We start from the raw sequence: 22,405 nt of genomic DNA, 5'->3' as shown, positions 1-22,405 counted from the left end.
CACGCTTATGCTATAGTGCGCGTGAATTTTATAGGGTGAGTTATGCTTGCAGAATATTTTGTTACGATTGAAGCCATTGGGCTCGATTTATTTTTTGCTTTTATCTTTATTTTCATTGGCTTATCAATACATGATGTCATGACAAAAAATAATGTGCCTAAAAAAGGCCGCTTAGTTGTATATTTAGTGCTTTTTCTTGGCTGTGCTGGTTTTATCGCTAAAGGTGTTATCCAATTTATTTGGGAAAGCCAAGGCGTAGGTTAATAAAATGGCAAAGCAAGACGCAGATATCACCACTATTGATTTATTCAGTGACGACAAACGTCCTGGCCGTCCGAAAACCAACCCTTATTCTCGGAGCGTGCAGATAAAAATCAATAAACGCAACCAAGTTAAGCGTGACAAAAGCAATGGCTTAAAACGTGTTGAGTTTAAAATTCATCAAAGCGTAATCGAACAGTTAGAGCAATTAGCTAATAATAAAGGTGTAAACCGAAGTGAGCTAATTGAAGCATTGATAGTCGAAGCACTAGCAAAGCAACAAGATTAAATTTAGATATAAAAGGTAATTCAATGGCAATTGTAGGTTTATTTTTCGGTAGTGATACGGGTAATACTGAAGCAGTTAGTAAAATGATCCAAAAGAAGTTGGGTAAAAAACTAGTTGATGTAAAAGATATTGCTAAAAGCACTAAAGAAGAGATCGCTGAATTTGATCTCATTATCTTAGGTATTCCAACATGGTACTACGGTGAAAATCAATGTGACTGGGATGACTTTCTTCCTGAATTAGAAGAAATTGATTTTACCGATAAATTAGTGGCTATATTTGGCTTAGGTGACCAAGAAGATTATGCAGAATATTTTTGTGATGCTATGGCTCCATTACGCGATATAGTTGAATCTAAAGGTGCTATTTTAGTGGGTAACTGGCCAACTGAAGGCTATGAATTTGAAGCATCTAAAGGCCTAATTGATGAAAATACCTTTATTGGCTTATGTATAGATGAAGACCGTCAGCCAGAATTAACCGAAGAGCGCGTTGATAAATGGGTTAAACAAGTTTACGAAGAAATGTGTTTAGCTGAATTAGCTGATTAATCAGCCTTTATCGTACAAATTAATAATAAACCCACCTTATTGGTGGGTTTATTATTTTCTGCTCATTTAAAATTCATATTCAAGTGCGAAACGTAAAGTGTGATCTTTACCTGAATGAGAAACCTCAGAGATAAAACCTAATTCCCACTTCAATTGTTTTTGGCCTTCAAAGCGATGTATTCCCATAAATGCGGGGCCTAGGCCAAAAAAGTCTTCTCCAGAGTAAACCTCAAAAGCAGGTTGCACTTCTGGCATAAACCGATAACGATATTTCAATCTAAACTCAGTTTCCATTTCTGTTGGAATATTATCGCCCCACTCTTGTACAATAAAGAAGTTTACAGTTAAGCTTGATTTACCAAACTCTTTCTCGGCAATGAATCCTGTAGTGACTTCCCAATCGTTAGTTCTATATTTTTTTTCTACCTCAAATAACATCCCCCAATCGGCCCAATATTGGCCCTGTTCAGTTAGCATCCAACGACCTTCAATCTCATAAGCAGATAAGCCAAAATCTAAGTTATCATCTCGATGGCCAATTAAATAAACATCTATTGCAAAGGTATCACTGAGTGAACGACCGTAGCCTAAACGTTGTCCTAAACGATTATATGTATCTGTTTGACTTGACATAAATCGCCATTCCACTTCTTGTTCATTAGCCAGTACATATGGGTGATAAACTTTATCAACCACTAAACCATCACCATAGGTGGCCGTGCTATAGCTACAGATTAAGAGCATGATTAACATAAGGGGGATTAATTTACTCATGAGGAAGTCCTTGACGGTTTTTGACGAAAAAATGAGTGATAGCTGTTAATAACACTAATCCTAAAAATACAATGCTATATAGAATTAAAAACTCTCTTGCTGGTGCTGACTGATAACCTATTAAAGCTGAAAGTAGTTGTCCATATTCAGAGCTATTTTCTATCAAATGCTCACTACTCCATAACGGCGCTGATAAAGAAAATATATCAACCTGCGCTAATAATGCTAAGACTTGACTGATCATGCCTGATAGAAATAAAAACCAAGGGATATACAGTAAAGTTTTCAATGAGGTCTCTTGCCATTCTTTTAACAAATAATAAAAAATAGCACTAAAGCTCATACAAATACCTATGCCTAGCATTACACCGATAAATACATTGAATACCTGTGATTTATCTTGAAGATATACGTGTAAAAAGATAAAAAAATTACTGGTTTTAACCACAATAAATACTTCTAAGCCGATATTCGCTAAACGAATGCATATGTTAGTATTTTGTCGATGAATACGGAGCAATGTTATTAACAAAAAAAGCATAAAACTCATTATAATTAAGCTCACTTGCATAAGCTCAAGTCCTGCACCTTCAAACCATTCACTAATAGGTTCAACAATTTGAATGATCAGTAGAACAAATAAAAAGCTGGTAATTGCAACGTTTCTAATATTTTTATAAGAGAAAGCATCAGGTACTATAAAGGCACGTAAAAAAGTGAGTAAGACAAATACAGGCAGCAAATCTCTTAATAACAAAACAACGGTATTAATCAGCATTTTTTAACTCCTTTATCAACACTTTCCCTTGTGCAGATACAGGATGATACTCACCAATAAAGTAGTATTCACCAGCGGGTAACGGTCCAATATAAATTGTGCTTTTTTTTCCTGCAAAAATCACTTTTTCACGATTAAGATCGAAGCTATCGAACTCTTCAGGTAATTTATCTTTATTATGAATTACAAGCTTCACTTTCTTATTGGGTGGTATTTCAATGACTGAAGGTTTAAACACATGATTTTCTATAACTAAATAATAAGTATTATCTGCAGCTTCAATTTCTGTACTTAAAATTAAGAAACTAACGAGTAACAACTGAGTTAAAATTTTATTTAGCAAATTACTCCACATGACTATCCCCTTTAAAATAATGAGGAAGTGTTACGATAACGTTTAACCCGCCTAAGCTTGAACGCTCGCCAGTAATAGTACCGTTATGTAATTCAACAATATGTTTAGCAATAGATAAACCTAAACCACTACCTTTCACTCGTGTTGTATCTTCATTCGCTCTATAAAAACGATCAAACATCATTTTACGCTGTTCTTTGGTTAAACCGGCACCAGAATCTTCCAACGTTATGATTACTAGGTTATGTTTTAATACAGTACTTATTAAAATTTCAGATTTTGCTCCAGCATATTTAATCGAATTTTTAAGTAAGTTCTCGAACAATGTTACTAATGAAAATTCATCACCTAACACCATTAAAGGTATGCTTTCTAATGATATATTTTGTGTAGCTTTCGTAATATCCCTATAATTATTAGCAATAACTTGTTGTAATAAATGCTCTACATTTATTGGTATTAATTTTTCGTTAAAATACTCTGGAGAAAAACGATATAACGCTATAATTTGCTCGGTCACCTGAGTCATGCGTTCTACGTTGTTTTTTAATTCTTTCAAATTCTCATAAGTGATACCATTTTCAGCATAAGCTTCTATTAAATTATGTGTCGTAATGTTTAAAACACTTATCGGAGTCCTTAACTCATGAGCTGCATTTGTAGCCAACTGTTGTTCACGCTCAAATGCAGAATTTAATCGCTTAAATAATCGATTTAACGTTAATTCTATCGGCTTTAATTCTTTAACATTATGATCTACATTCACAGGAGATAGCTCATTTATTTCTTTTGCTTGTAAATTATTAGATAAGTTTCTTAAAGGTTTTAAGCTTTTACGTATTACATAGAAAATAATAAGTGCAATAAATGGGATCGTGATCACAATAGGAAATATTGCTTTATATAAAACAATTTCAGCTGATTGAATTCGTTGCGCAATTGGCCTTGCTACAATGATGAGTAAATCATCAACTTTTAGGCTATAACTACGCCAACGCTGGGCATTATAAGTAAAATGAAAAAAGTCACTATTCGTACTGGTAAATACCTCATTTGGTGCAATAGCACTACGACTAATTACCGTTTTATTTTCAATTACTTGATAGAATAATGATCGCTCTTGGTTCGTCGTATTTGCATTAGGCTTTGCATTCACCAAAACATTGGCAATGGATATAAGCTCTTGATCAAATAAATTATCAAGCTGTTCCATACTCGCTCGATACCCATGCAATGCAGCAAAAAAAGATGATAACGTAATTATTGAAATGATCAGTATGATCAAATGACGCTGTATGCTCATTTATTTAATAACCATCATTCTTTCACCATAAGTTACTCGGTTATTCATCATGCGATACATGTAAATTAAATACAATTACATTATTGACGATGAATTATGTAGCCAACGCCACGAACAGTATTAATAAATTCTTTAGGCAATTTTTTACGAATATTTGAAATATGCACTTCAATAGTATTACTTGCAACTTCATCGCCCCACTCATAAAGACGCGTCTCTAACTGACTTTTAGATTGTATGCGGCCTGCATTTTCCATTAAGGATTTTATTATCATGTACTCACGCCGAGATAAATTAATTGGGTGATTATCAACAGTAATAGAGTGTGCCGCGGTATCTAATGCAACATTATTTATACAAACTAGAGCACTTGAACTGGTACCTATGCGTCGCTCTATCACACGTAATCGAGCATGTAGTTCATCCATGTCAAATGGTTTAGCGATATAGTCATCGGCACCTAAATCGAGACCTGTTACTTTACTTTCAATACCATCTCTTGCTGTTAAAATTAATACCGGTAAGGCTTTGTTTGAATTTTTAATTTCTTTAAGCACCGTAATACCATCAACATCAGGCAGCCCTAAATCGAGTATCACTAATTCACAATCCCCCCCTGCGATACCATCAATAGCTTGTTTGCCATTATTCACCCAGTCAACTGAATACCCTTCACGGCGTAATGATTGTTGTAAACCTTCAGCTAATGGTCTGTCATCTTCTACTAGTAGTATTCTCATAAAGTTACCATGCTAAACCAATTAACGAATTGCCCAATACTTAATGTCTTGATCAGATAAAAATAACTCCGCATCTTTTCCATGTAATAAAGCAAGTGTGGCTAAAAACCCTGCTTGAATACATTGCGGAGCAGCAACAGTAATGGCATTGGGCGGTTCTTCAACTGACCAACCTGTTTTAACATTTAGTACATGACCGTAGCGTTTGCCATTTTTTAATAAATAGCGGTTTGCATCGCCACTTGTTGCTATAGCGCCTGTTTTTATCTTTACCATTACATTATTTTTTTCTTTAAGAGAAGGATGCTCAACGCCAATAAGCCAAGCTTGATTTTCATTTCTAGGCCCTGTTACAGCAATGTCACCACCAAAGTTAATTAAAGTTGGATAAGTAGACATTTTTTTCGCAATTAATATAGCCTTATCAACAGCATACTCTTTACCTATTCCCCCTAAATCAATTTCCATATTTGGCAACATGGTAAACGTAGCGTCCGTCAAAGATGTTTTCGACCATCCAATAAAAGGAAGTAAGTGACTGACTTCCTTTTGAGTAGGTATATTATCTGAACAATCAAAATGCCATATTTTTCTTAAAATACCTGAGGTTATGTCAAATAAACCGTTACTAATCTGAAAACATTGATCAGCAAATTGCAAAAGTAAGAAGGTTTCATTATCTATAGCGCACGACTGCCCTGCTTTTTCATTAAGTTGCCCACAAACACTTTGAATATTGTATCGTGAATATTTATCTTCTATTCGCCAAGCTTCTTTAGCTATTGCTGATGCTATATTATTTGCTAAAAGCTTATCGTTACAATCAATCAGCACCTCACACGGACTAGCCATACAATTAAATAAAAAAGTATAGCCACCCCATCGGGAGTGGCATTCTATATTTCGCTTCACAATCAACCGTTAAAATGAATAACTTATTTGAGCCATAATAGCGTCTACTTTTGAATAAAGCTCTAAATCATTCAACTGTCCTACAGCTTGTGTTCCATCACTCTTTGGTGATTGTTGATAATATGCGATCCTAAAAGATAAATGCTCACCATCACTTAAAGGTATGCCATATTTCATACCAATAGTCATAGCATCCATTTCACCAATACGGTAATCCGCGCTGGCAAATTGAGGTATTACTTGGCCCTCTAATAAAAATGGTTTATAAAATTCTGCCGCCGTTTGGGTATAAAACCTAAAATGTGGCTCTATCGTATGACCATTAGCCAACGGGATAATATATTTAGTGTCTACAGTATGTGAGTCGATCTCCCAATCATCCATCATATATCGATAAGATGTATCTAAAATCGTGGTATCAAAATGATATTTCACTTGGCCAAAAAATGCGTGTTTCTTTCGTGAGTCAGGGCGATTTTCATATAAGTAAGTTTGGCTAATACCTTGTTGATCAACCACACTCAATACTTTAAATGGATCGGTCATATAACCACTACTAGCAGAATAACTATAATTTAATTGCACTAACATATTGCGATTAATCACTTGAGTTAAGCCTAAAAGTAAGTCAACAGTTGTCTTATCATCACCACTTTCTTTTCGTGTAGCATCGAAATCTGATGCAAAGTTTGAAGAGTCTACATCACCAATTAGCATTGTATGAAACGCATTAGGAATTCCACCTTCTGGATCTATTTGGTCAAACGCAAAGGAAACCCCCGCAGATACCGTGGTATTCTTTTTATTGAAGTCTCTCGCTATATTACTGTTGATTGCCGCAGAAAAATAATCATATTCTTTTGATAAATTGCCGCCAATGCTCCAAATATCACGCTCAGTTAAAGGTTGAGTCCACTGTCCTGTTAACTGCAAGCGAGTATCTTTAAATGTATCATCTAACGGCGTTTCTCCAGCCTTTATTTGATACTGCCCCTTACCAGATGGACGAGTAAAAGTTTGCGGGGTATTTTGTGCAACAGCCCCATTAGCAGAAGCTCCCGTTAATGTATCAACTGTTAGCTTTAAAGATAATATTTCATCATTACCAAACTGCTTACTACCAGCAATAATCGCTTCAACAGCAGTAACACGATCGGTTTCACCGTAATACATTAGCGCTGTGTCAAACTGCCATTCATCAGCTTTCGTTTCAGCTGCTTGTACACTTGCAGTACCAAGTAACGTTGTCGTCGCCGTTAATAGTAACGCCTTCACATTTTTCTTATCTGTTAATTGCATCCACAACCTCCACCACCAAAGCTTCGACCACCACTTGACGCTTCTTTGCTAAAATAAATATGATCATCAAGTGCAGCATCAATTGGTGCTGAATTGGGTAGCATTTCTTTTTTAGCCAGTTTATCCCGCTCCCAAGGTTCAACCCCTAAAGAACTACAAGCAGATAAAGATAGAACTCCTATAAGTAACCATACTTTTTGATTTGAGATTATTTTCATGTAGATACCTTCAATAACGATATAAATTATTATTTTGTCAATAAAGCGATAATTTCTTTGTGATACTGTTCACTCTTTTGCTCAGTAAAACCGACATGAGCACTAATGACATTGCTTTTCCGATCAAGAATAAAACTACTAGGCATCCCTTTTAAATGATATTTTTTCGCAAGCACACCTTCAGGGTCATAAATAACATCAAAGGTTGCTGGATTACTTGATAAGAATTTACGAGCTAATGAGAAATCACTATCAAGGTTAATACTAATGATTTTCAACCCTTTATGTTCGTACCGAGATTGCATCTCGTTCATCCAAGGAAAGGATTTAATACACGGGCCACACCAAGAAGCCCAAAAGTCAATATAGACAATATCTCCTTGATATCTAGATAGTTTACTTTCAAACTCAGCAATAGGTTCTGCATGAGTTAATTGGCTGATAATCAAAAAGAATATAACAAGAAAAATCTTTAATTGAGTTGGCTGCATTTAAACAGTACACCTGATTACTTACATTGAATAATATAATAGTAATCAGGTAACCTTAAAATAACCTTAAGTTAGAATTGGTATTACAGGGGTTAACGATGACGCTTTTTTTTACGTACATAAAGTGTTCTATTTAATTGCGCCACTACATCACCCTGTTTATCTTTGACTACGACAGAGTATTCAGGTAAATACTTTTCACCACTAGCGGTATTGTTAATAATATCGTCAACCATCGCTTCGTTTATATGAAATTCAGCATAAACAACTCCCTTACCAGGCTTTATATAATCAATATCAGCACTCTTATCCCATACATAATATTGATCACCCAATTGCGGCATTAGCATCAATACATAAAAAGGGTCTGTCATAGCATAAAGTGACCCCCCAAAATGAGCCCCAAAAGCATTTTTATTCCAAGGACGCATTCTTAACTCGACTTTCGCTTCACGAAAATCAGCTGATAAATACACAATACGGATGCCACAAAACAAAAAAGGTGGCCAGATATTAAGCAACAACTTCATTACCCAAGCTTTTTTAAACATCTTTATACAACAAATTAATTAAAATCATCTCATCGTACCACCTGAGTTTTCAAAGAAAAACACCTTATTAGATAATTAAAGTAAATTAACCCTTTAAACCCTGACGCTAACAACCTATAATTTTCGTTTTATAATAACTTCGAGAAGCAATTTATATGGCAGGCCAAAATGAAGAGCTAAAAAGGGCAGGATTAAAAATAACATTGCCTAGAATTAAAATTTTAGCGATATTACAGGAACCTGAAAATCAACATATCAGTGCTGAAGATGTCTATAAGATATTACTTGATCAAAATGAAGAGATTGGTTTAGCAACAGTATACCGTGTTTTAAACCAATTTGATGATGCGGGTATAGTATCAAGACATCACTTTGAAGGCGGAAAATCTGTATTTGAACTCACTCAAAATAAACATCATGATCATTTAGTTTGCTTAAAATGCGGTAAAGTAGTCGAATTTGAAGACGATGTTATCGAACAGCGACAAGAAGATATTGCTAAACACCACAAAATCAAATTAACTAATCACAGCCTATATTTATATGGTGAATGTGAAGATAAAGTTGCTTGTGATGCTTATCGAGACAAACACCTTTAATTTATTCTAATAATGCCTCTTTATGAGGCTTTATCTTACTGATATAGCTGCCCTTTATGTCGGATCCAACCATCTTTATGGCGACCATGAGGATCGTGATGGGTCCAGTGTACCATTCCTCCCGCACTGTTCCATTGATACTCACCATTAAATTCAATTTTATCTCCAATATGTAAATCAGGGATCTTTTTGCCAATATCAATATTATGTACAATTAAAACTGTCTGTTTATTTTTTAACATAACCGTAAATTTTTGGTGCCTACTCCCCTTGTTATCATCAGGAAAAATTTTATTAACGATACCAAAAGCTTTCATATTAATAATTGAACAATGGTTAGTTTAAATATTGTGATTGTTTAAATAATAAAGATTTTTTTACCAAAGGCCATTCACTTTCAATAATAGAAAAAACAACTGTATCTCTAAGTTCTCCATCAGGATGTATGCGATGATTGCGTAAAATGCCGTCTTGCTTTGCACCTAAACGAGCAATTGCGGTTCTCGATACATGATTGTGATAGTGAGTTCTAAACTCAACAGCGATGGCATTTAACTGTTCAAATGCTAAACTTAGCATTAATAGTTTACAATCTGTATTCACACCTGAACGCTGATAGCTTTTAGCATACCAAGTGTAACCAATTTCAGCTCTGCGGTTGTCGATATCAATATTGCATAATCGCGTTGAGCCTACAATTTTCCCTGATGCAATATCCTGTACAACAAAAGGCAATGCTATTCCTTTTGATTTTCCTGACAAGGCAACATCAATATATTGATCAATTGTTTTCTCATTCGGTACATTGGTAAACCAAAGTTCTGAGAGATTACCGTCAGATGAAGCAGCAACAAGTTCGCTTTTATGTAACAGTGACAATGGGATCAGTTTAATAACTTTTCCAACGATGATGTTTTGAAATTTATCTAGATTATCCATTATTATTAAGCGTTTGATTAGGCACTAATTGTTATTAAATAATAATGTTCAAATAGGACCAAGTCTAGGCTCTTAGACGGGCACCTGCGTTAATGTCCATAATAAAAAGGTAAAATACCTTATCACCATAGTCATCTGACAAAGTTAATCCCCTCTTTATCTAAAGCTTTATAAATGCTGTTAATAGCTAAACTATTATCCGTTAGCGAGTCTTGCCATTTATCTCTTTTATCAATGCCTAAATCAGTAATAGTAAAATAAAAATCAGGTTTTATATCACACGTATTTAAGCCTGCTTTAGTACAAGATAATGAGCAACCATCGATAGCAATTATTTTACGACCTGATTTGGCAATCGCCTTTATCGGTGCGACATTACCAACAACACCTGAAACACAAGACATTTCAGCTAGCCCATCAGAATCAAGGGTTAATGCTATATCATGGGCAATACGAGCTACATTTGAACAGCCAGTACAGGCATAGACAATAGGTTTAGTATTCAAAATTAATTCCTTATCAGCATTATATACTTGAATATCCATAATACTAACAGGGTTAATTTTTTACATTTTGATTTACATCAAGCTTTCTCAATATGCTCGATTTATATCCACTACCCTAGGTAAAATACCATCATGTAAGTAGTTAAAAATATTATTCTTTACTATTTCGCTAGCTGATATTAAATTGGTTGGGGCGGAAATGTGGGGCAAAATAGTTATCTTTTCATGACACCATAAGCTATCTTTTATGGGTAAAGGTTCTTGCTCGAATACATCTAACACAGCATGCTTTAAGTGGTTATTATCTAAAGCAGAAACTAACGCATTTATATCAATAATTTTGCCGCGAGCAAAATTAATTATTTGTGCACCTTTCGGCAACTTTGATAATAAATCCTGATCAACTAATTTGTCCGTTTTGCCCGTTAATGGTAATAGAATAACTAAAATATGAGTTTTTGCTAACATCTCAGTTAAAGCAGCTTCTCCATGGTAACAGGTAATACCTGGCAACACTTTAGGGCTTAGGCTCCACCCAGAAACATTAAAACCATTAGTTTTTAAACGTTCTGCACTAACCTGCCCTAAATTTCCTAGCCCTAATATACTTATGTTACGCGTTGAAGCAGGTAAAACTTTATGCTGAAGCCATTCGTTACGCTTTTGTTGAGCAGCATATTGAGGAATATCTCGGTGTAAGTAGAGGGTCCAAGTGAGAACTGCCTCTGCCATTGTATCAGCCAAATAAGGATCTTCTAAGCGAGCCACTTTACATGTTGGTAATGGGATTTCATGAAGTAAGCGGTCTACACCAGCCCATAAACTTTGCACCCAAACAAGACTTGGAAACTCGAGCACTTTCATTGGTTCTGGATTTGCCACAATAGCTACTTTTACACCTAGTTTTTCTTGATGACTCATGTCATCAGATAAAACAACTTTATGAGGATCAAGTTTTCTATTTAAGTGTATTAGCCACTGTTCTTTCTCTGATTCAGGTAATTGACTAATCAATGGGATCACGGCTGTCATATCGATAAACTTAACTATTACTGCTTATAAATATCTTCTGGTTTTAACTTTAATACCTTACGAACTCTCAATTTGGTTTCAGGCTTACTCGCATTTGGGTTAACATAAAGTGTTTTAGCCCCTGTTTTTTTACTACGAGGCTTAGCATAACTTTTAACCGTTGACTCTTGATTACTTTTAGTTGCATTTGGTTTATTAAACGTGTCTACCTTATTATTTACTTTACGAGTTTGTGTAGTAGAAGGTCGATATTGTTCTTGAATCGCTTGAATAAAATTACGTAAAAATTGCGCTTTACAATGACGATAGTTTTTATGATCTGGTTTTCTAAAAAATGCGGTCAATTCAGACTGCCCAATGCTAAAGCCGGTTTTAGCTAACATTCCCACTATGTCATCAGTTTGAAGTGACAAAGCAATTTTAAGTTTCATTAAAATAAGATTCTTGGTTAAAGTCGTTTCCGCCTCTACTTTTTTGCCATCCGATCTAGGACCTCTTTTTTCAATAATAAAGCCATTAAGGAAACTCGCTAATTCAACATCTGCTAACTCAAGCATTTGTTCATCGTCGTCTTTTTTTAACCAACGTTTTACTTGTTCAAGATCTACCATTAATCCAGCATTGGCAAAAATCTTTACTAACTTAGTATCTCTTAAATCAAAAGCATAGCGGATACGTCGCAACACGTCGTTATTAGTCACCTAGTTCTCCAAAGGCTTAAACTCACAATATAAAAGTGAATTACATATAAAATACTTACTTAACCCAAATTATCATTGATAACCTGAGGAATAATCGCATTATACTCTGTTCTAAAGACTTTAACTTACATTTTCACAGTGTTTATAGATAAGTCGTCATATAAGTTAATTTTTACATCAAAAAGTAGCGAAAGTCGTGATAAGATAGTCTTCTTAAACTCGCTAACGTTTTGAGTTAGTTCCCTCTATTAATTAAATAAAATAGTCAATAATCAATGAGTAAACAACACCTATTATTTTCTCCAGTAATTACCAGTCGTCGTGGCAAAAATGCAGATAAAAAAATTTGGAGTAATCTAACAGGTAGCAGTGCCACGATTGCTATGTATCAAGCTGCGGTTCAGTCAAAACAACCTCTGTTAATAGTGGTTCACGACACGCCTAATGCAATAAAGCTAGAGCATGAATTACTCAGTTTAAATAGTCATAAATTAGAAATTTGCTTATTTCCTGATTGGGAAACTTTACCCTATGACTCTTTTTCACCTCATCAAGATATTATTTCACAACGTCTAGCCACTTTATACCAGATGTCGAGAATGACCAGTGGCATTATTATCGTACCTGTGACAACGTTATCTCAGAGACTAGCTCCTAAAGCCTATCTTGAAAGTAATAGTTTATTAATTAATAAAGGCGATAAAAAAGATTTACATCAACTAAGACAAAATCTAGAAGCCAGTGGTTATCGCTGTGTAGACCAAGTAATGGAGCACGGTGAATTTTCTGCACGTGGCGCCATATTAGATATTTACCCTATGGGGAGCACTACTCCGTATAGGTTAGATTTTTTCGATGATGAAATTGAAGAAATACGTTTATTTGATCCTGAAAACCAACGCTCAAGTGATAAAGTTGACAAAATAGATCTATTGCCAGCTCACGAGTTTCCTACCGATACTGATGGCATAAACATGTTTCGTCAGCAATACCGAGAGAAATTTCCAAGTATTATTGATAAAGAGTCTATTTATCATCAAGTAAGTAATGGCATTTTACCCGCTGGTATAGAGTATTATTTACCACTCTTTTTTGAGAGCACTAATACCCTTTGCGATTATTTATCAGATAATACACTTGTGATCGTCTCTGGAAATATCGACAAAGCCCTTGAGCATTATTGGTTAGATATAAATTATCGTTATGAAGACCGCCGATACGATAAAACTCGTCCTTTATTAGCTCCTAGCGCATTGTTCTTAACTAGTGAAGAGTTATACAGTGCGTTAAAGCCTTTTGATAGGATCACCATAAAGTCTGCAATCAATACAAGTTCAACAATTTCTCCCGATGATACAATCAATCAAAATGTAGAGATTAACAGCGAAAATTTAGTTATTTCACAACGTGGTGTTATTGAATATAACGTTAAACCATTACCAGATTTAACTATTGATCATCAACTAAAACACCCTTTTGATTTAATTAAACTTTATTTGTCTGATAAAGCGACGCCAAGTAAAATTTTATTTGTGGCAGAAAGCCAAGGAAGAAGAGAGAGTGTTTTAGAATTATTACAGCGAATTGATATAACTCCTGTACAATTTAAAACGATAGAAGACTTTATTAATGCTGATGAAAAAATTGGTATTACGGTTAACAGTCTTAGTGCCGGTTTCGTTTTTCAAGATAAAGGAGAGTCAGTAAAAAATGCCATTGCGCTGATCACCGAAACAGAGCTGTTAGGTGATAGGGTTCGACAAACTAGAAGGCGCAATAAACAACAAGATATTCAAGCCGATGCGTTATTTAAAAATTTAGCGGAATTGTCAATCGGGCAACCTGTGGTGCATATTGATCACGGTATTGGTCGCTATCTAGGGCTTCAAACACTAGAAACGGGCGGCATCACTACTGAATTTCTCACGTTAAGTTATGCTAACGACGCTAAATTATACGTACCTGTCGCTTCTTTACACCTCATTAGTCGATATTCAGGGACTGATGCTGAACATGCTCCCCTACATAAACTAGGAAATGATTCATGGAGTAAAGCGAAACGAAAAGCGGCAGAAAAAGTCAAAGACGTTGCAGCTGAATTACTTGATATTTATGCGAAAAGAGCAAGTAATAAAGGCTATAGTTTTAAACGTAACAAAGAAGACTATCTCGCTTTTTCTGATAGTTTTGGTTTCGATGAAACTCATGATCAACAGCAAGCCATTAACGCCGTTATCAGCGATATGCTCTCTCCAAAAACCATGGACAGACTTGTTTGTGGAGATGTAGGCTTTGGTAAAACAGAAGTGGCGATGCGTGCAGCATTTGTTGCTGTTAACGATGGAAAGCAAGTTGCCATATTAGTGCCCACAACTCTGCTTGCTCAACAGCATTATGAAAACTTTAGAGATCGTTTTGCCAACTGGCCAGTTTCCATTGAAGTACTATCTCGATTTAAAACAACTAAAGAACAAAATGCCGTTATCGACAAAGTAGAATCAGGGCACATTGATATTTTAATTGGTACTCATAAACTTTTGCAAAATAGTATCAAATATAAAGATTTAGGTTTACTAATTGTAGATGAAGAGCACAGATTCGGTGTAAAACAAAAAGAAAAAATTAAACAACTTCGTAGTAATGTAGATATTTTAACGTTAACAGCAACCCCCATTCCACGTACATTAAATATGGCGATGGGTGGCATGCGTGACTTATCTATTATTGCCACTCCACCTCAAAAACGTTTAGCGGTAAAAACCTTTGTACGACAACGTGATGATGCACTAATTAGAGAATCAATTTTACGTGAGATACTTCGGGGGGGGCAGGTATATTTCTTACATAATAATGTTGATACCATCGAACGAACCGCTGAAGAAATCAAAGCACTATTACCCGAGGCGAATGTTATCACCGCACACGGACAAATGCGCGAGCGCGAATTAGAACGAATAATGAGCGATTTTTATCATCAGCGTTTTAATGTCCTTGTTTGTACAACGATCATTGAAACAGGTATCGATGTACCTAGCGCGAACACTATTATAATGGATAGAGCGGATCGATTAGGCTTAGCACAACTTCACCAGTTAAGAGGACGTGTTGGCCGTTCACACCATCAAGCTTATGCCTATCTATTAACTCCAAACGTAAAGCTTATCACTAAAGATGCAAAAAAACGTCTTGATGCTATCGCTTCTCTTGAGGATTTAGGTGCTGGTTTTACTTTAGCCACTCACGATCTAGAGATTCGTGGTGCAGGAGAGTTACTTGGTGAAGAGCAAAGTGGCTCCATGAGTCAAATAGGCTTTAGCTTGTACATGGAAATGTTAGATCATGCGGTTAATTCGTTAAAAGAAGGTAAGCAGCCTTCCCTTGATCAAGTATTAGCAAAACAAACGGAAATAGACTTACGCATACCTGCACTATTACCTGAAGACTATATCTTTGATGTAAGTTTACGTTTAAGTATGTACAAACAAATTGCTAGTTGTGTTAATAAAAATCAACTAGACGATGTCCAAATTGAACTTATTGATCGTTTTGGTTTATTACCACAGCCTGCAAAAAATATCATTCAGATAGCAAAACTAAGGCTCAAAGCACAAGCCATTGGAATTGACCGCATTGATGCGGGGCCCCAAGGGGGATCTATTGAATTTAGTGACAATACTAAAGTAGATCCTATGTTTATTATTACTTTAATTCAGCAACAGCCTAAGGTATTTAAAATGGAAGGCGCGAATAAATTAAAGTTTGTACTTAAAAGTGAAGATGCTAAATCTAGACTGATGCTAATGACATCGATCCTGAATGATTTATCAAAAAAGTTAAACTAAAACAGTACTAAATAATAAAAATAGCACGTTATTCTGAAAATTATCTTTGTTACAATAGGATTGCTTTTTAAAGCACATAAATTAAATAATAAGCGTTATACTTCATAAGAATTATCTTTACTTGGTATACTTTATTTGGGAATTAAATGAAAACTAAACAAGCGGTTACCTTATTATCAAGCTTACTTGTTTCTAGTGCTGTGTTAGCGGCAAGCCCAGACCGTGGCCGTTGGTTTGATATTGAAGTCATTTTAATAAGCCAACTTGGAGATAAAGCTAAATTGAATGAAATTTTTGCTGATAATGTAAAATTGCCTTCATTTAATAATCCACTTGATTTATTAACCCCTTATTTAAACCCTGATATTCACGCTTTAAAACAACAGTTGCCTTTTTGTAATAGTAAAAATCAACTGTTTACCTATCACGAAAAAGTGCAAGAACCTTCAATCGTCACACTAAAACCATTAGCCGTCATTGAAGAAGAAACTAACCAAGCAATAACGACTACACAGGCATTACCTGAAAGCGACTCGACTCCAAACAACACTGATACAATAACACACGACTCAAGTTATCAAAATGATGACTTTTTTGATCGAGTAACTACCGAGAAAGAAAAAGTAGATGAAGAGCAGCTAACACAAATATCATTAGTGAATGATACTTCTCCCACTCTTGATAGCGAATTATCACAAACAATAACGCCAGAGCAAATAGCATGGGTTAATGAAGCTGAGCAGTTTTTTTCGCCCATACAATTAACCTATTCACAGACTTTGCTAGCCCCTAATGATGAGAATTTACTCTGTCAAATCACTAAAGCGGAATTCGATAAATTATCACCTGATAACAACATCTATAGCTATTTAGGTTTTGCTGTCAAAGAAGTGCCTAGTAAAATCAGTGCAATCGAAGATCTTTTTAATCCAAAGCCTTACTTACTTAATAATGACTCTTTAGCACTGAATAATATTGTTACACAACTTAAACGTAGTAGAGATTTTAGACCTATTTTACACCTTGCTTGGCGACAACCGGTACATAGCAGACGTAATGCTATTCCAATTAAGTTATTTGCTGGCGATAATTTGCAACAGAACTATATTGAACAACTTAAATTATATCAGCAACAGCAAAGTCAAGTTATAGCTCAAGAGCAATCGTTCAATACGATACTATCAAATAACGACAGCACTGAAATGGTATTAACAGAGCAAGAGCAACTTGTTAAAAATAAAGAACAAAAATTAAAGAATATTATTGAACAGCTTTCATTAATCACCAACGATACAACACACTTAATTGATGAGATTGAACAAGCTCCAACCTCGATTAATATGGAAGGAGTAGCAAACAATAACTTAATGTTATCGCCACCAACAGAGCCTTTACAGCCCTGGTATGTACAAGGTTTTATGCAAATATATATTAATAATAATAACCGTCTTAATATCATTGCTGATTTTAATATGCTGAATTTAACCTTAGCTGAACAAGAAACAATTAAACTAATACCTGATGCCGAACTAGCACTTCAAACCATATCATTTAAACAACACCGCCAAGTGATCAGTACCGAAACTCACTATTTTGATCACCCATATTTAGGTATGATTGTACAAATTCGTCGACATACACGCCCTGAACCGCCAATCGAAAGTGAGATTGAAGGCATTCAATAAACAAAGTTTAAAGCTAATAAAAGAGAAAATAATGGAAAAAGAAATTGAAATTCAAGCGGCGGTTTTTCGTCGCTTATTAAGACACTTAGATAGCAGAAAAGACGTACAAAATATTGAGCTAATGAACTTAGCGGGCTTTTGTCGTAATTGTTTTTCAAAATGGACAGTTGCAGAAGCAGAAAAGCTTGGTGTTACCGTCGACATAGATCAAGCTCGAGAACAAGTTTATGGTATGCCTTACAATGAATGGAAAGAAAAGCATCAACTTCCTGCAACAGAAGAGCAGCTTGCTAAATTTAATCAGCTAAACAGCAAATAAATACCTAAATGCGCAAAACTGACAAGAAAATTGATAATAACCTGCGAGTCATACTCACTGAAGTGTGTGATTCAGCGCGTGAAAGCATTGAAGGCTTTCAATGGTTAACCCATAGAGTGAATTACTCAAATTTTCCAGAAAGTCTACATATTATTTGCGTGTTTGACAGCGAAGAAAATCTTAAGCATTACAAAAAAATAAAAGACAAGATGTTACCCCCATTAATCCAAGCAAAACTTAATACTATGGGGGTTAAGTTTAAAAAAATAACCGCTCATATTTCCTATGACTGCGAAGACAATTGCTTAAAAGATCATGAAGGAAACTGGGCTAAGCGCTTAGAGCAGCACTGAAAGTATTTTTGCGCTGACTTTTTAATCATTTGCTAGATTCACTCTCATATTCAATGTCAATTAATTTACGCATCAATAGTGTTATCAATACATTACTAAATAATTCAACTTATCTATTCATGAGCAATAGTCGTTAAAATCATTCAACATCACGATATAAACATAAATATACACTAGTACTATTTTTATTGATTAGCATCATATCGATGATTGTTTTCATTGATATAATTTTCCGTAATTTTAAGATGACTTGTATTGATAGGAAGGAAAATAACGTGTGGCTATATCTTGGGTATCTCTTGGTTCAAACTTACCCGTTAATCAATAAGTTGGCTCATTCTAATATGGCAACTTCAGCCGTTATTTTTTCAATTGCCGTATTTTTCATTTGGGCTTTTATACCCGTGTCTGGCTATTTTCTCGCTAAATTATTAAAAGCAGATGGTTTCATGCATAAATACTCATTACTTATTCTAGGAATAGTAATAGCAATGATTGAAAATAGTCTATTTTATTTAGATATTCTAAGGTATGACCAAAGTCTTATCGGTATTTTAGTGATCTTTATTTTATTTTTTATAAGCGCTTACATTTCTATTGGTAAGAGTCAGAATACGTGATAATGAATAACATTTAAGTCATGATAGCTAAAGTTATATTTTAACAAAAATACCTTTAGATTGTTGGCGACGATCTTTAGATTCACGAGAGTCGAGGAAACGTCCACGGTTTTTTTTCTGTAAACGACGATCTTCACCTGAGCGGCGATCCTTTTCATCCCAAGTAGTACTGGTAACACCTACTTTTTCTTGCTTAGGTTCAGCATCATCTCGGTATAGGTTTTCAATTTTTCGAAAATGTTTAGGTTTCTGCTTACGATCTTTTGCTGTATTTTCTGATTTAACTAAATGCGCTGACGGCAATAATTCAGCGAAAACATCCATCGTAGTATCCTTTTTACTCACATGTTAATTAAACTTGATTAAGTTATCGTCAATAAAAAGAAATTCTTTAACTTTTTTGCAAAATAGTTGTTAATGGTCTACAACAAACGAGTCGACGTTCTAACTAAGAAAACAACTGACTTCATCATCGGTTAAATAACGCCATTGTCCTAATAAAATCTCTTTATCGAGCTTAACATTTCCTATTTGCTCACGATGAAGTCCTACAACTTTATTGCCTACAGCCGCAAACATTCGTTTTACCTGATGGTACTTACCTTCTGTTATCGTAAGTAAAACCTCTCTTGAAGCTATTTGTTCAAGTTTGGCTGGTAATGTTAAGTTTTTTTCACCTTGCAATTGCACGCCATCAGTAAACTGTGATGCGGTATCAGGTTTTAAATCATCTCTTAACCAAACACGGTAAACTTTTTCACATTGTTTTTTAGGGGAAATAATATTATGCGACCAACGCCCGTCATCAGTGATTAATACTAACCCAGTAGTATCTGCATCTAAACGCCCCGCAATATGTAGATCGAATGCTTTGTCAACATCAATAAAATTAAGTACAGAGGGATAAAGCTCGTCCACATTAGAGCATATGGTGTCTAAAGGCTTATGTAGCATAATATAACGCGATGAACGTGCTGTTAAACGTTGCCCTTCTATTGTTACTTCATTGTTCTCGTGTACTTGTTGTGCCGCATTTTTAACTATTTCACCATTAACCTTGACGGTGCCAGCTTTAAGCATTTTTTTTGCTTCAGTTCGGGTTAATTCAGTACTTTTACAAATAAATTTATCTAAGCGCATGGTTATGCTAACTACTCACTTTATGGATGGTATCGATTATATCAGCTATCAATGAATATGTTTATTTTACACGCGTGAATCAAAATTTAATCAGGGTGTGAAGTGAAAACCAAATAGGTATTTCGTTTAGTACGACAAAAAAATAGGGTAATACAATGTAATAATTACCCTATTAATTTTAGCTTAAACCTTTAAGTAAGATTAATAATAACTGTAGTGCCCTTGCCTTCCTTACTTTCTATTTTAATGTCACCGCTGAGCTTATTCTTAATAATGTCATAAGTCGTACTCATCCCTACACCTACATAACCTCGATCACTACGAGTGGTAAAAAATGGAGTAAACACTTGCGCTAAAGTAGATTGACTCATGCCTTTACCATCATCAGCATAGGTTATAGTAATACCATTTTTAGCCCCTTTTTCAGCCTTTAATAATATTGAACCATTACCCTTATTATCAAAACCATGCTTTAAAGAATTATTAATTAAGTTTAATAAAACTAAAGCAATATAGCTGGGTACTGAATTGATCATTAATGATTTTTCACCTAAGTAGCGATAATCAATGTCACTTTGACTAAACTCAAATTCATAAAGCATCATCATTTTTTGCATATAAGAAACTAGATCAAAATGTTGTATATCAGTATCATCTTGATCCGCAGCGATAAGGTTAAAGTTTTCTAATAATGTCACAATAGGTTTTAGTTTAGCGACATTATCTTTATCCCCATTCGTCACAAACTCATCGTTTAAGTCCACTAAAGATAAACCAACAGCATAGGTTACGTCAGTTGCCACATAACCCAATGCCGCAACATTCTCAGACTTAATTAATTGTTCTTCTCTTACCGGTAACAACTTATTACTCTCATTACCGTCAAGTGGTAAAGATGTAGGGGAAGAGTATTTAGCTTTTCTCCACATTAAAAATGCAATAATCAAGGCTATTAATGTTATAACTACAAAAACATAAAATAATAACTGAAAACTCGTTAGTAATTTATTTTCTTTATTAACACTTGCCAATTTTTGCTTAACATTAGCCAATACTAAAATATTTTTATCATTAACTTCTTTCTGTTCTGCAAGTTTAGCTGTTAAATCAGTTAAAGATTGTTCATCTTCTGCGCTGCTACTCGGCTCATTTACATCAACATTTTGACTCACGTTTTCATTGTTTTCTAACTGTGTTTTTAACGTATTAATTTGTGCTGCTAAGGTTTTTAACTCAGCATTTTTTGCATCAAGATCTTCGCTTTTAATTTTGCTTTCTTCTTGGAGAGTCATTAACTTATTAGAAGCTTCTTGAAGCGCTAAGTTATATTTTTTCGAGCTTTCTTCACTTACTTGTAATTTTTTAGTCAGTGTATTCAATGTTGTTTTTTGTTGAGCAAATTGTTTTTGTAGTTTTAATAAATCTTCTACAACTAATAAATGCTCTTCTTTTTGTTTTTGAAGTATATATGAAGGGCTGTCAGATAAAATTTCTTCGTTATTATTGGTATCTAAAAAAAGTGATAGTTCAGGAAGCTCTAGTTTTTCTGAAAGCAAATTTACATCATTAACACTAAAGGTTAGCGCTGATTGATCTTTATCATAGGTAATATCAATCATTGTTTTATCAAGTTCAAAGCTGTTTTCAGTGATAATAAGTGCATTAGAACCTCTGATACTTCGCTCCGATAGCTTTAGCAGATTTCGCCTACTTGATGTGATATATAAAATATTTACGTCTTTAATTTCTTGGAAAGATGTAATTAAGCGCACGGTAATATCTTTGCCCTTTACGCCTTTATTTTTAAAAAACTCATTAAAGTATTCATATTTTTCCGTATTTTCATATATCCCAATAATAAACTCAGACTTAATAGCATCATCAGGCCAAGTAACAAATTTAGCAAATTTGCTAACTAGTCGAGCTTTTTCATATTCAAGTGTTGAGGTTTGTGCCCATGCTTGGCCACCAATAAAAAGACCAATACTCATCAGTATTAACAGAAGTTTTGATCTTAATTGTGAAAACGTTGCTTCCATGACATGCCTTACAAAAAATTAATAATATATTTACATTCTACGTTTAATTTATCTAAGATCAATAGTGTTTTTAATGGCTTAGAATGAGAGAATATAAGCAGTATTTCT

Annotated in this window: 27 protein-coding genes; 9 read left to right on the top strand and 18 right to left on the bottom strand. The window is 34.7% G+C overall.

Annotation, left to right across the window (positions count from 1 at the left end; all coding sequences use genetic code 11):
• Positions 1-42: 42 nt before the first annotated feature.
• From IE155_RS00510 to fldA, 3 genes are read left to right on the top strand one after another with little or no spacing between them, the layout of a single operon-like run.
• Positions 43-264: a DUF2788 domain-containing protein gene (locus IE155_RS00510; RefSeq protein ID WP_189376138.1), complete on the top strand. Its 222-nt coding sequence runs from the start codon at positions 43-45 to the stop codon at positions 262-264.
• Positions 265-268: 4 nt separating this feature from the next.
• A complete protein-coding gene (ybfE, locus tag IE155_RS00505; protein WP_189376137.1) occupies positions 269-550 on the top strand; it encodes a LexA regulated protein in 282 nt (93 codons plus the stop codon).
• Positions 551-573: 23 nt separating this feature from the next.
• Positions 574-1,101 carry a flavodoxin FldA gene (gene fldA / locus IE155_RS00500; protein ID WP_189376136.1) on the top strand — a complete coding sequence of 176 codons (528 nt, stop codon included), beginning with the start codon at positions 574-576 and terminating at the stop codon, positions 1,099-1,101.
• Positions 1,102-1,167: 66 nt separating this feature from the next.
• Here the strand turns inward: fldA and IE155_RS00495 are convergent, their stop codons facing one another.
• The 10 genes from IE155_RS00495 to IE155_RS00450 form a co-directional block, all read right to left on the bottom strand.
• Positions 1,168-1,854: a hypothetical protein gene (locus IE155_RS00495; RefSeq protein ID WP_229816975.1), complete on the bottom strand. Its 687-nt coding sequence runs from the start codon at positions 1,852-1,854 to the stop codon at positions 1,168-1,170.
• Between the two features lie 13 nt (positions 1,855-1,867).
• Positions 1,868-2,653: a hypothetical protein gene (locus IE155_RS00490; RefSeq protein ID WP_189376134.1), complete on the bottom strand. Its 786-nt coding sequence runs from the start codon at positions 2,651-2,653 to the stop codon at positions 1,868-1,870.
• Positions 2,643-3,008 (bottom strand): cupredoxin domain-containing protein, encoded by a 366-nt coding sequence (locus IE155_RS00485; RefSeq protein ID WP_189376133.1) that lies wholly within the window; start codon positions 3,006-3,008, stop codon positions 2,643-2,645. The genes IE155_RS00490 and IE155_RS00485 overlap by 11 nt, the downstream gene beginning before the upstream one ends.
• Positions 2,998-4,311, bottom strand: a complete 1,314-nt coding sequence (locus IE155_RS00480) for a sensor histidine kinase (RefSeq protein WP_189376132.1) — start codon at positions 4,309-4,311, stop codon at positions 2,998-3,000. The genes IE155_RS00485 and IE155_RS00480 overlap by 11 nt, the downstream gene beginning before the upstream one ends.
• Before the next feature lie 80 nt (positions 4,312-4,391).
• Positions 4,392-5,051, bottom strand: a complete 660-nt coding sequence (locus tag IE155_RS00475; RefSeq protein WP_189376131.1) for a response regulator — start codon at positions 5,049-5,051, stop codon at positions 4,392-4,394.
• Between the two features lie 21 nt (positions 5,052-5,072).
• On the bottom strand, positions 5,073-5,903 hold the full coding sequence (locus tag IE155_RS00470; protein WP_189376433.1) for an FAD:protein FMN transferase: 831 nt from the start codon (positions 5,901-5,903) through the stop codon (positions 5,073-5,075).
• A gap of 69 nt (positions 5,904-5,972) precedes the next feature.
• Positions 5,973-7,262 carry a DUF3570 domain-containing protein gene (locus IE155_RS00465; protein WP_189376130.1) on the bottom strand — a complete coding sequence of 430 codons (1,290 nt, stop codon included), beginning with the start codon at positions 7,260-7,262 and terminating at the stop codon, positions 5,973-5,975.
• A complete protein-coding gene (locus IE155_RS00460) occupies positions 7,253-7,480 on the bottom strand; it encodes a DUF4266 domain-containing protein (RefSeq protein WP_189376129.1) in 228 nt (75 codons plus the stop codon). Before IE155_RS00460 ends, IE155_RS00465 begins: the two co-directional genes overlap by 10 nt.
• Positions 7,481-7,509: 29 nt before the next feature.
• Positions 7,510-7,971: a TlpA disulfide reductase family protein gene (locus tag IE155_RS00455; RefSeq protein WP_189376128.1), complete on the bottom strand. Its 462-nt coding sequence runs from the start codon at positions 7,969-7,971 to the stop codon at positions 7,510-7,512.
• 92 nt (positions 7,972-8,063) lie between these two features.
• Entirely contained in the window at positions 8,064-8,501 is a 438-nt protein-coding gene (locus IE155_RS00450; RefSeq protein WP_229816913.1) for a DUF4442 domain-containing protein, read from the bottom strand.
• Between the two features lie 176 nt (positions 8,502-8,677).
• Here IE155_RS00450 and fur point away from each other — a divergent pair, with 176 nt between their 5' ends.
• Positions 8,678-9,121 carry a ferric iron uptake transcriptional regulator gene (gene fur, locus IE155_RS00445; RefSeq protein ID WP_189376126.1) on the top strand — a complete coding sequence of 148 codons (444 nt, stop codon included), beginning with the start codon at positions 8,678-8,680 and terminating at the stop codon, positions 9,119-9,121.
• 35 nt (positions 9,122-9,156) lie between these two features.
• Here fur and IE155_RS00440 read toward each other — a convergent pair whose 3' ends face one another.
• From IE155_RS00440 to IE155_RS00420, 5 genes are all read right to left on the bottom strand, one after another.
• Complete coding sequence (locus IE155_RS00440) at positions 9,157-9,444, bottom strand: DUF3465 domain-containing protein (protein WP_268245234.1); 288 nt, start codon at positions 9,442-9,444, stop codon at positions 9,157-9,159.
• Between the two features lie 13 nt (positions 9,445-9,457).
• A complete protein-coding gene (locus IE155_RS00435) occupies positions 9,458-10,060 on the bottom strand; it encodes a GNAT family N-acetyltransferase (RefSeq protein WP_189376124.1) in 603 nt (200 codons plus the stop codon).
• A 131-nt stretch (positions 10,061-10,191) separates the two neighbouring features.
• Positions 10,192-10,566 carry a putative zinc-binding protein gene (locus IE155_RS00430; RefSeq protein ID WP_229816911.1) on the bottom strand — a complete coding sequence of 125 codons (375 nt, stop codon included), beginning with the start codon at positions 10,564-10,566 and terminating at the stop codon, positions 10,192-10,194.
• Between the two features lie 87 nt (positions 10,567-10,653).
• Positions 10,654-11,598 carry a 2-hydroxyacid dehydrogenase gene (locus tag IE155_RS00425; RefSeq protein WP_229816910.1) on the bottom strand — a complete coding sequence of 315 codons (945 nt, stop codon included), beginning with the start codon at positions 11,596-11,598 and terminating at the stop codon, positions 10,654-10,656.
• Between the two features lie 17 nt (positions 11,599-11,615).
• Positions 11,616-12,299: a YehS family protein gene (locus IE155_RS00420; RefSeq protein ID WP_189376122.1), complete on the bottom strand. Its 684-nt coding sequence runs from the start codon at positions 12,297-12,299 to the stop codon at positions 11,616-11,618.
• A 275-nt stretch (positions 12,300-12,574) separates the two neighbouring features.
• Between IE155_RS00420 and mfd the strand changes: the two genes are divergently transcribed.
• The 5 genes from mfd to IE155_RS00395 all read left to right on the top strand — a co-directional run bounded on the left by mfd (position 12,575) and on the right by IE155_RS00395 (position 19,118).
• Positions 12,575-16,141 (top strand): transcription-repair coupling factor, encoded by a 3,567-nt coding sequence (gene mfd / locus IE155_RS00415; protein ID WP_189376121.1) that lies wholly within the window; start codon positions 12,575-12,577, stop codon positions 16,139-16,141.
• Positions 16,142-16,287: 146 nt separating this feature from the next.
• Positions 16,288-17,826, top strand: coding sequence for a CsiV family protein (locus IE155_RS00410; protein ID WP_189376120.1), 1,539 nt, complete (start codon positions 16,288-16,290; stop codon positions 17,824-17,826).
• Between the two features lie 31 nt (positions 17,827-17,857).
• Complete coding sequence (locus IE155_RS00405) at positions 17,858-18,145, top strand: DUF1244 domain-containing protein (RefSeq protein ID WP_189376119.1); 288 nt, start codon at positions 17,858-17,860, stop codon at positions 18,143-18,145.
• A gap of 8 nt (positions 18,146-18,153) precedes the next feature.
• Entirely contained in the window at positions 18,154-18,498 is a 345-nt protein-coding gene (locus tag IE155_RS00400) for a Fis family transcriptional regulator (protein WP_189376118.1), read from the top strand.
• 275 nt (positions 18,499-18,773) lie between these two features.
• Positions 18,774-19,118 carry a hypothetical protein gene (locus IE155_RS00395; RefSeq protein WP_189376117.1) on the top strand — a complete coding sequence of 115 codons (345 nt, stop codon included), beginning with the start codon at positions 18,774-18,776 and terminating at the stop codon, positions 19,116-19,118.
• A gap of 33 nt (positions 19,119-19,151) precedes the next feature.
• On the opposite strand, the gene IE155_RS00390 is transcribed toward IE155_RS00395, so the two are convergent.
• The 3 genes from IE155_RS00390 to IE155_RS00380 all read right to left on the bottom strand — a co-directional run bounded on the left by IE155_RS00390 (position 19,152) and on the right by IE155_RS00380 (position 22,297).
• Entirely contained in the window at positions 19,152-19,442 is a 291-nt protein-coding gene (locus tag IE155_RS00390; protein ID WP_189376116.1) for a hypothetical protein, read from the bottom strand.
• A 120-nt stretch (positions 19,443-19,562) separates the two neighbouring features.
• Complete coding sequence (gene rsuA, locus IE155_RS00385) at positions 19,563-20,258, bottom strand: 16S rRNA pseudouridine(516) synthase RsuA (RefSeq protein ID WP_189376115.1); 696 nt, start codon at positions 20,256-20,258, stop codon at positions 19,563-19,565.
• 191 nt (positions 20,259-20,449) lie between these two features.
• Positions 20,450-22,297: a YfiR/HmsC family protein gene (locus IE155_RS00380; RefSeq protein WP_189376114.1), complete on the bottom strand. Its 1,848-nt coding sequence runs from the start codon at positions 22,295-22,297 to the stop codon at positions 20,450-20,452.
• Between the last annotated feature and the right edge of the window lie 108 nt (positions 22,298-22,405).

The organism is Thalassotalea profundi (assembly GCF_014653195.1).
In the GTDB taxonomy this organism is placed as follows: Bacteria; Pseudomonadota; Gammaproteobacteria; order Enterobacterales; family Alteromonadaceae; genus Thalassotalea_B; species Thalassotalea_B profundi.
The sequence above is the reverse complement of the archived record's forward strand: the minus strand, read 5'-3'. Positions and strand labels throughout refer to the sequence as shown.

Excerpts from the sequence above, each read along its gene's own strand:
- IE155_RS00510 (WP_189376138.1), top strand. The coding sequence starts at position 43 with ATGCTTGCAGAATATTTTGTTACGATTGAAGCCATTGGGCTCGATTTA.
- ybfE (WP_189376137.1), top strand. The coding sequence starts at position 269 with ATGGCAAAGCAAGACGCAGATATCACCACTATTGATTTATTCAGTGAC.
- fldA (WP_189376136.1), top strand. The coding sequence starts at position 574 with ATGGCAATTGTAGGTTTATTTTTCGGTAGTGATACGGGTAATACTGAA.
- IE155_RS00495 (WP_229816975.1), bottom strand. The coding sequence starts at position 1,854 with ATGTTAATCATGCTCTTAATCTGTAGCTATAGCACGGCCACCTATGGT.
- IE155_RS00490 (WP_189376134.1), bottom strand. The coding sequence starts at position 2,653 with ATGCTGATTAATACCGTTGTTTTGTTATTAAGAGATTTGCTGCCTGTA.
- IE155_RS00485 (WP_189376133.1), bottom strand. The coding sequence starts at position 3,008 with ATGTGGAGTAATTTGCTAAATAAAATTTTAACTCAGTTGTTACTCGTT.
- IE155_RS00480 (WP_189376132.1), bottom strand. The coding sequence starts at position 4,311 with ATGAGCATACAGCGTCATTTGATCATACTGATCATTTCAATAATTACG.
- IE155_RS00475 (WP_189376131.1), bottom strand. The coding sequence starts at position 5,051 with ATGAGAATACTACTAGTAGAAGATGACAGACCATTAGCTGAAGGTTTA.
- IE155_RS00470 (WP_189376433.1), bottom strand. The coding sequence starts at position 5,903 with ATGGCTAGTCCGTGTGAGGTGCTGATTGATTGTAACGATAAGCTTTTA.
- IE155_RS00465 (WP_189376130.1), bottom strand. The coding sequence starts at position 7,262 with ATGCAATTAACAGATAAGAAAAATGTGAAGGCGTTACTATTAACGGCG.
- IE155_RS00460 (WP_189376129.1), bottom strand. The coding sequence starts at position 7,480 with ATGAAAATAATCTCAAATCAAAAAGTATGGTTACTTATAGGAGTTCTA.
- IE155_RS00455 (WP_189376128.1), bottom strand. The coding sequence starts at position 7,971 with ATGCAGCCAACTCAATTAAAGATTTTTCTTGTTATATTCTTTTTGATT.
- IE155_RS00450 (WP_229816913.1), bottom strand. The coding sequence starts at position 8,501 with ATGAAGTTGTTGCTTAATATCTGGCCACCTTTTTTGTTTTGTGGCATC.
- fur (WP_189376126.1), top strand. The coding sequence starts at position 8,678 with ATGGCAGGCCAAAATGAAGAGCTAAAAAGGGCAGGATTAAAAATAACA.
- IE155_RS00435 (WP_189376124.1), bottom strand. The coding sequence starts at position 10,060 with ATGGATAATCTAGATAAATTTCAAAACATCATCGTTGGAAAAGTTATT.
- IE155_RS00425 (WP_229816910.1), bottom strand. The coding sequence starts at position 11,598 with ATGACAGCCGTGATCCCATTGATTAGTCAATTACCTGAATCAGAGAAA.
- mfd (WP_189376121.1), top strand. The coding sequence starts at position 12,575 with ATGAGTAAACAACACCTATTATTTTCTCCAGTAATTACCAGTCGTCGT.
- IE155_RS00410 (WP_189376120.1), top strand. The coding sequence starts at position 16,288 with ATGAAAACTAAACAAGCGGTTACCTTATTATCAAGCTTACTTGTTTCT.
- IE155_RS00405 (WP_189376119.1), top strand. The coding sequence starts at position 17,858 with ATGGAAAAAGAAATTGAAATTCAAGCGGCGGTTTTTCGTCGCTTATTA.
- IE155_RS00400 (WP_189376118.1), top strand. The coding sequence starts at position 18,154 with ATGCGCAAAACTGACAAGAAAATTGATAATAACCTGCGAGTCATACTC.
- IE155_RS00390 (WP_189376116.1), bottom strand. The coding sequence starts at position 19,442 with ATGGATGTTTTCGCTGAATTATTGCCGTCAGCGCATTTAGTTAAATCA.
- rsuA (WP_189376115.1), bottom strand. The coding sequence starts at position 20,258 with ATGCGCTTAGATAAATTTATTTGTAAAAGTACTGAATTAACCCGAACT.
- IE155_RS00380 (WP_189376114.1), bottom strand. The coding sequence starts at position 22,297 with ATGGAAGCAACGTTTTCACAATTAAGATCAAAACTTCTGTTAATACTG.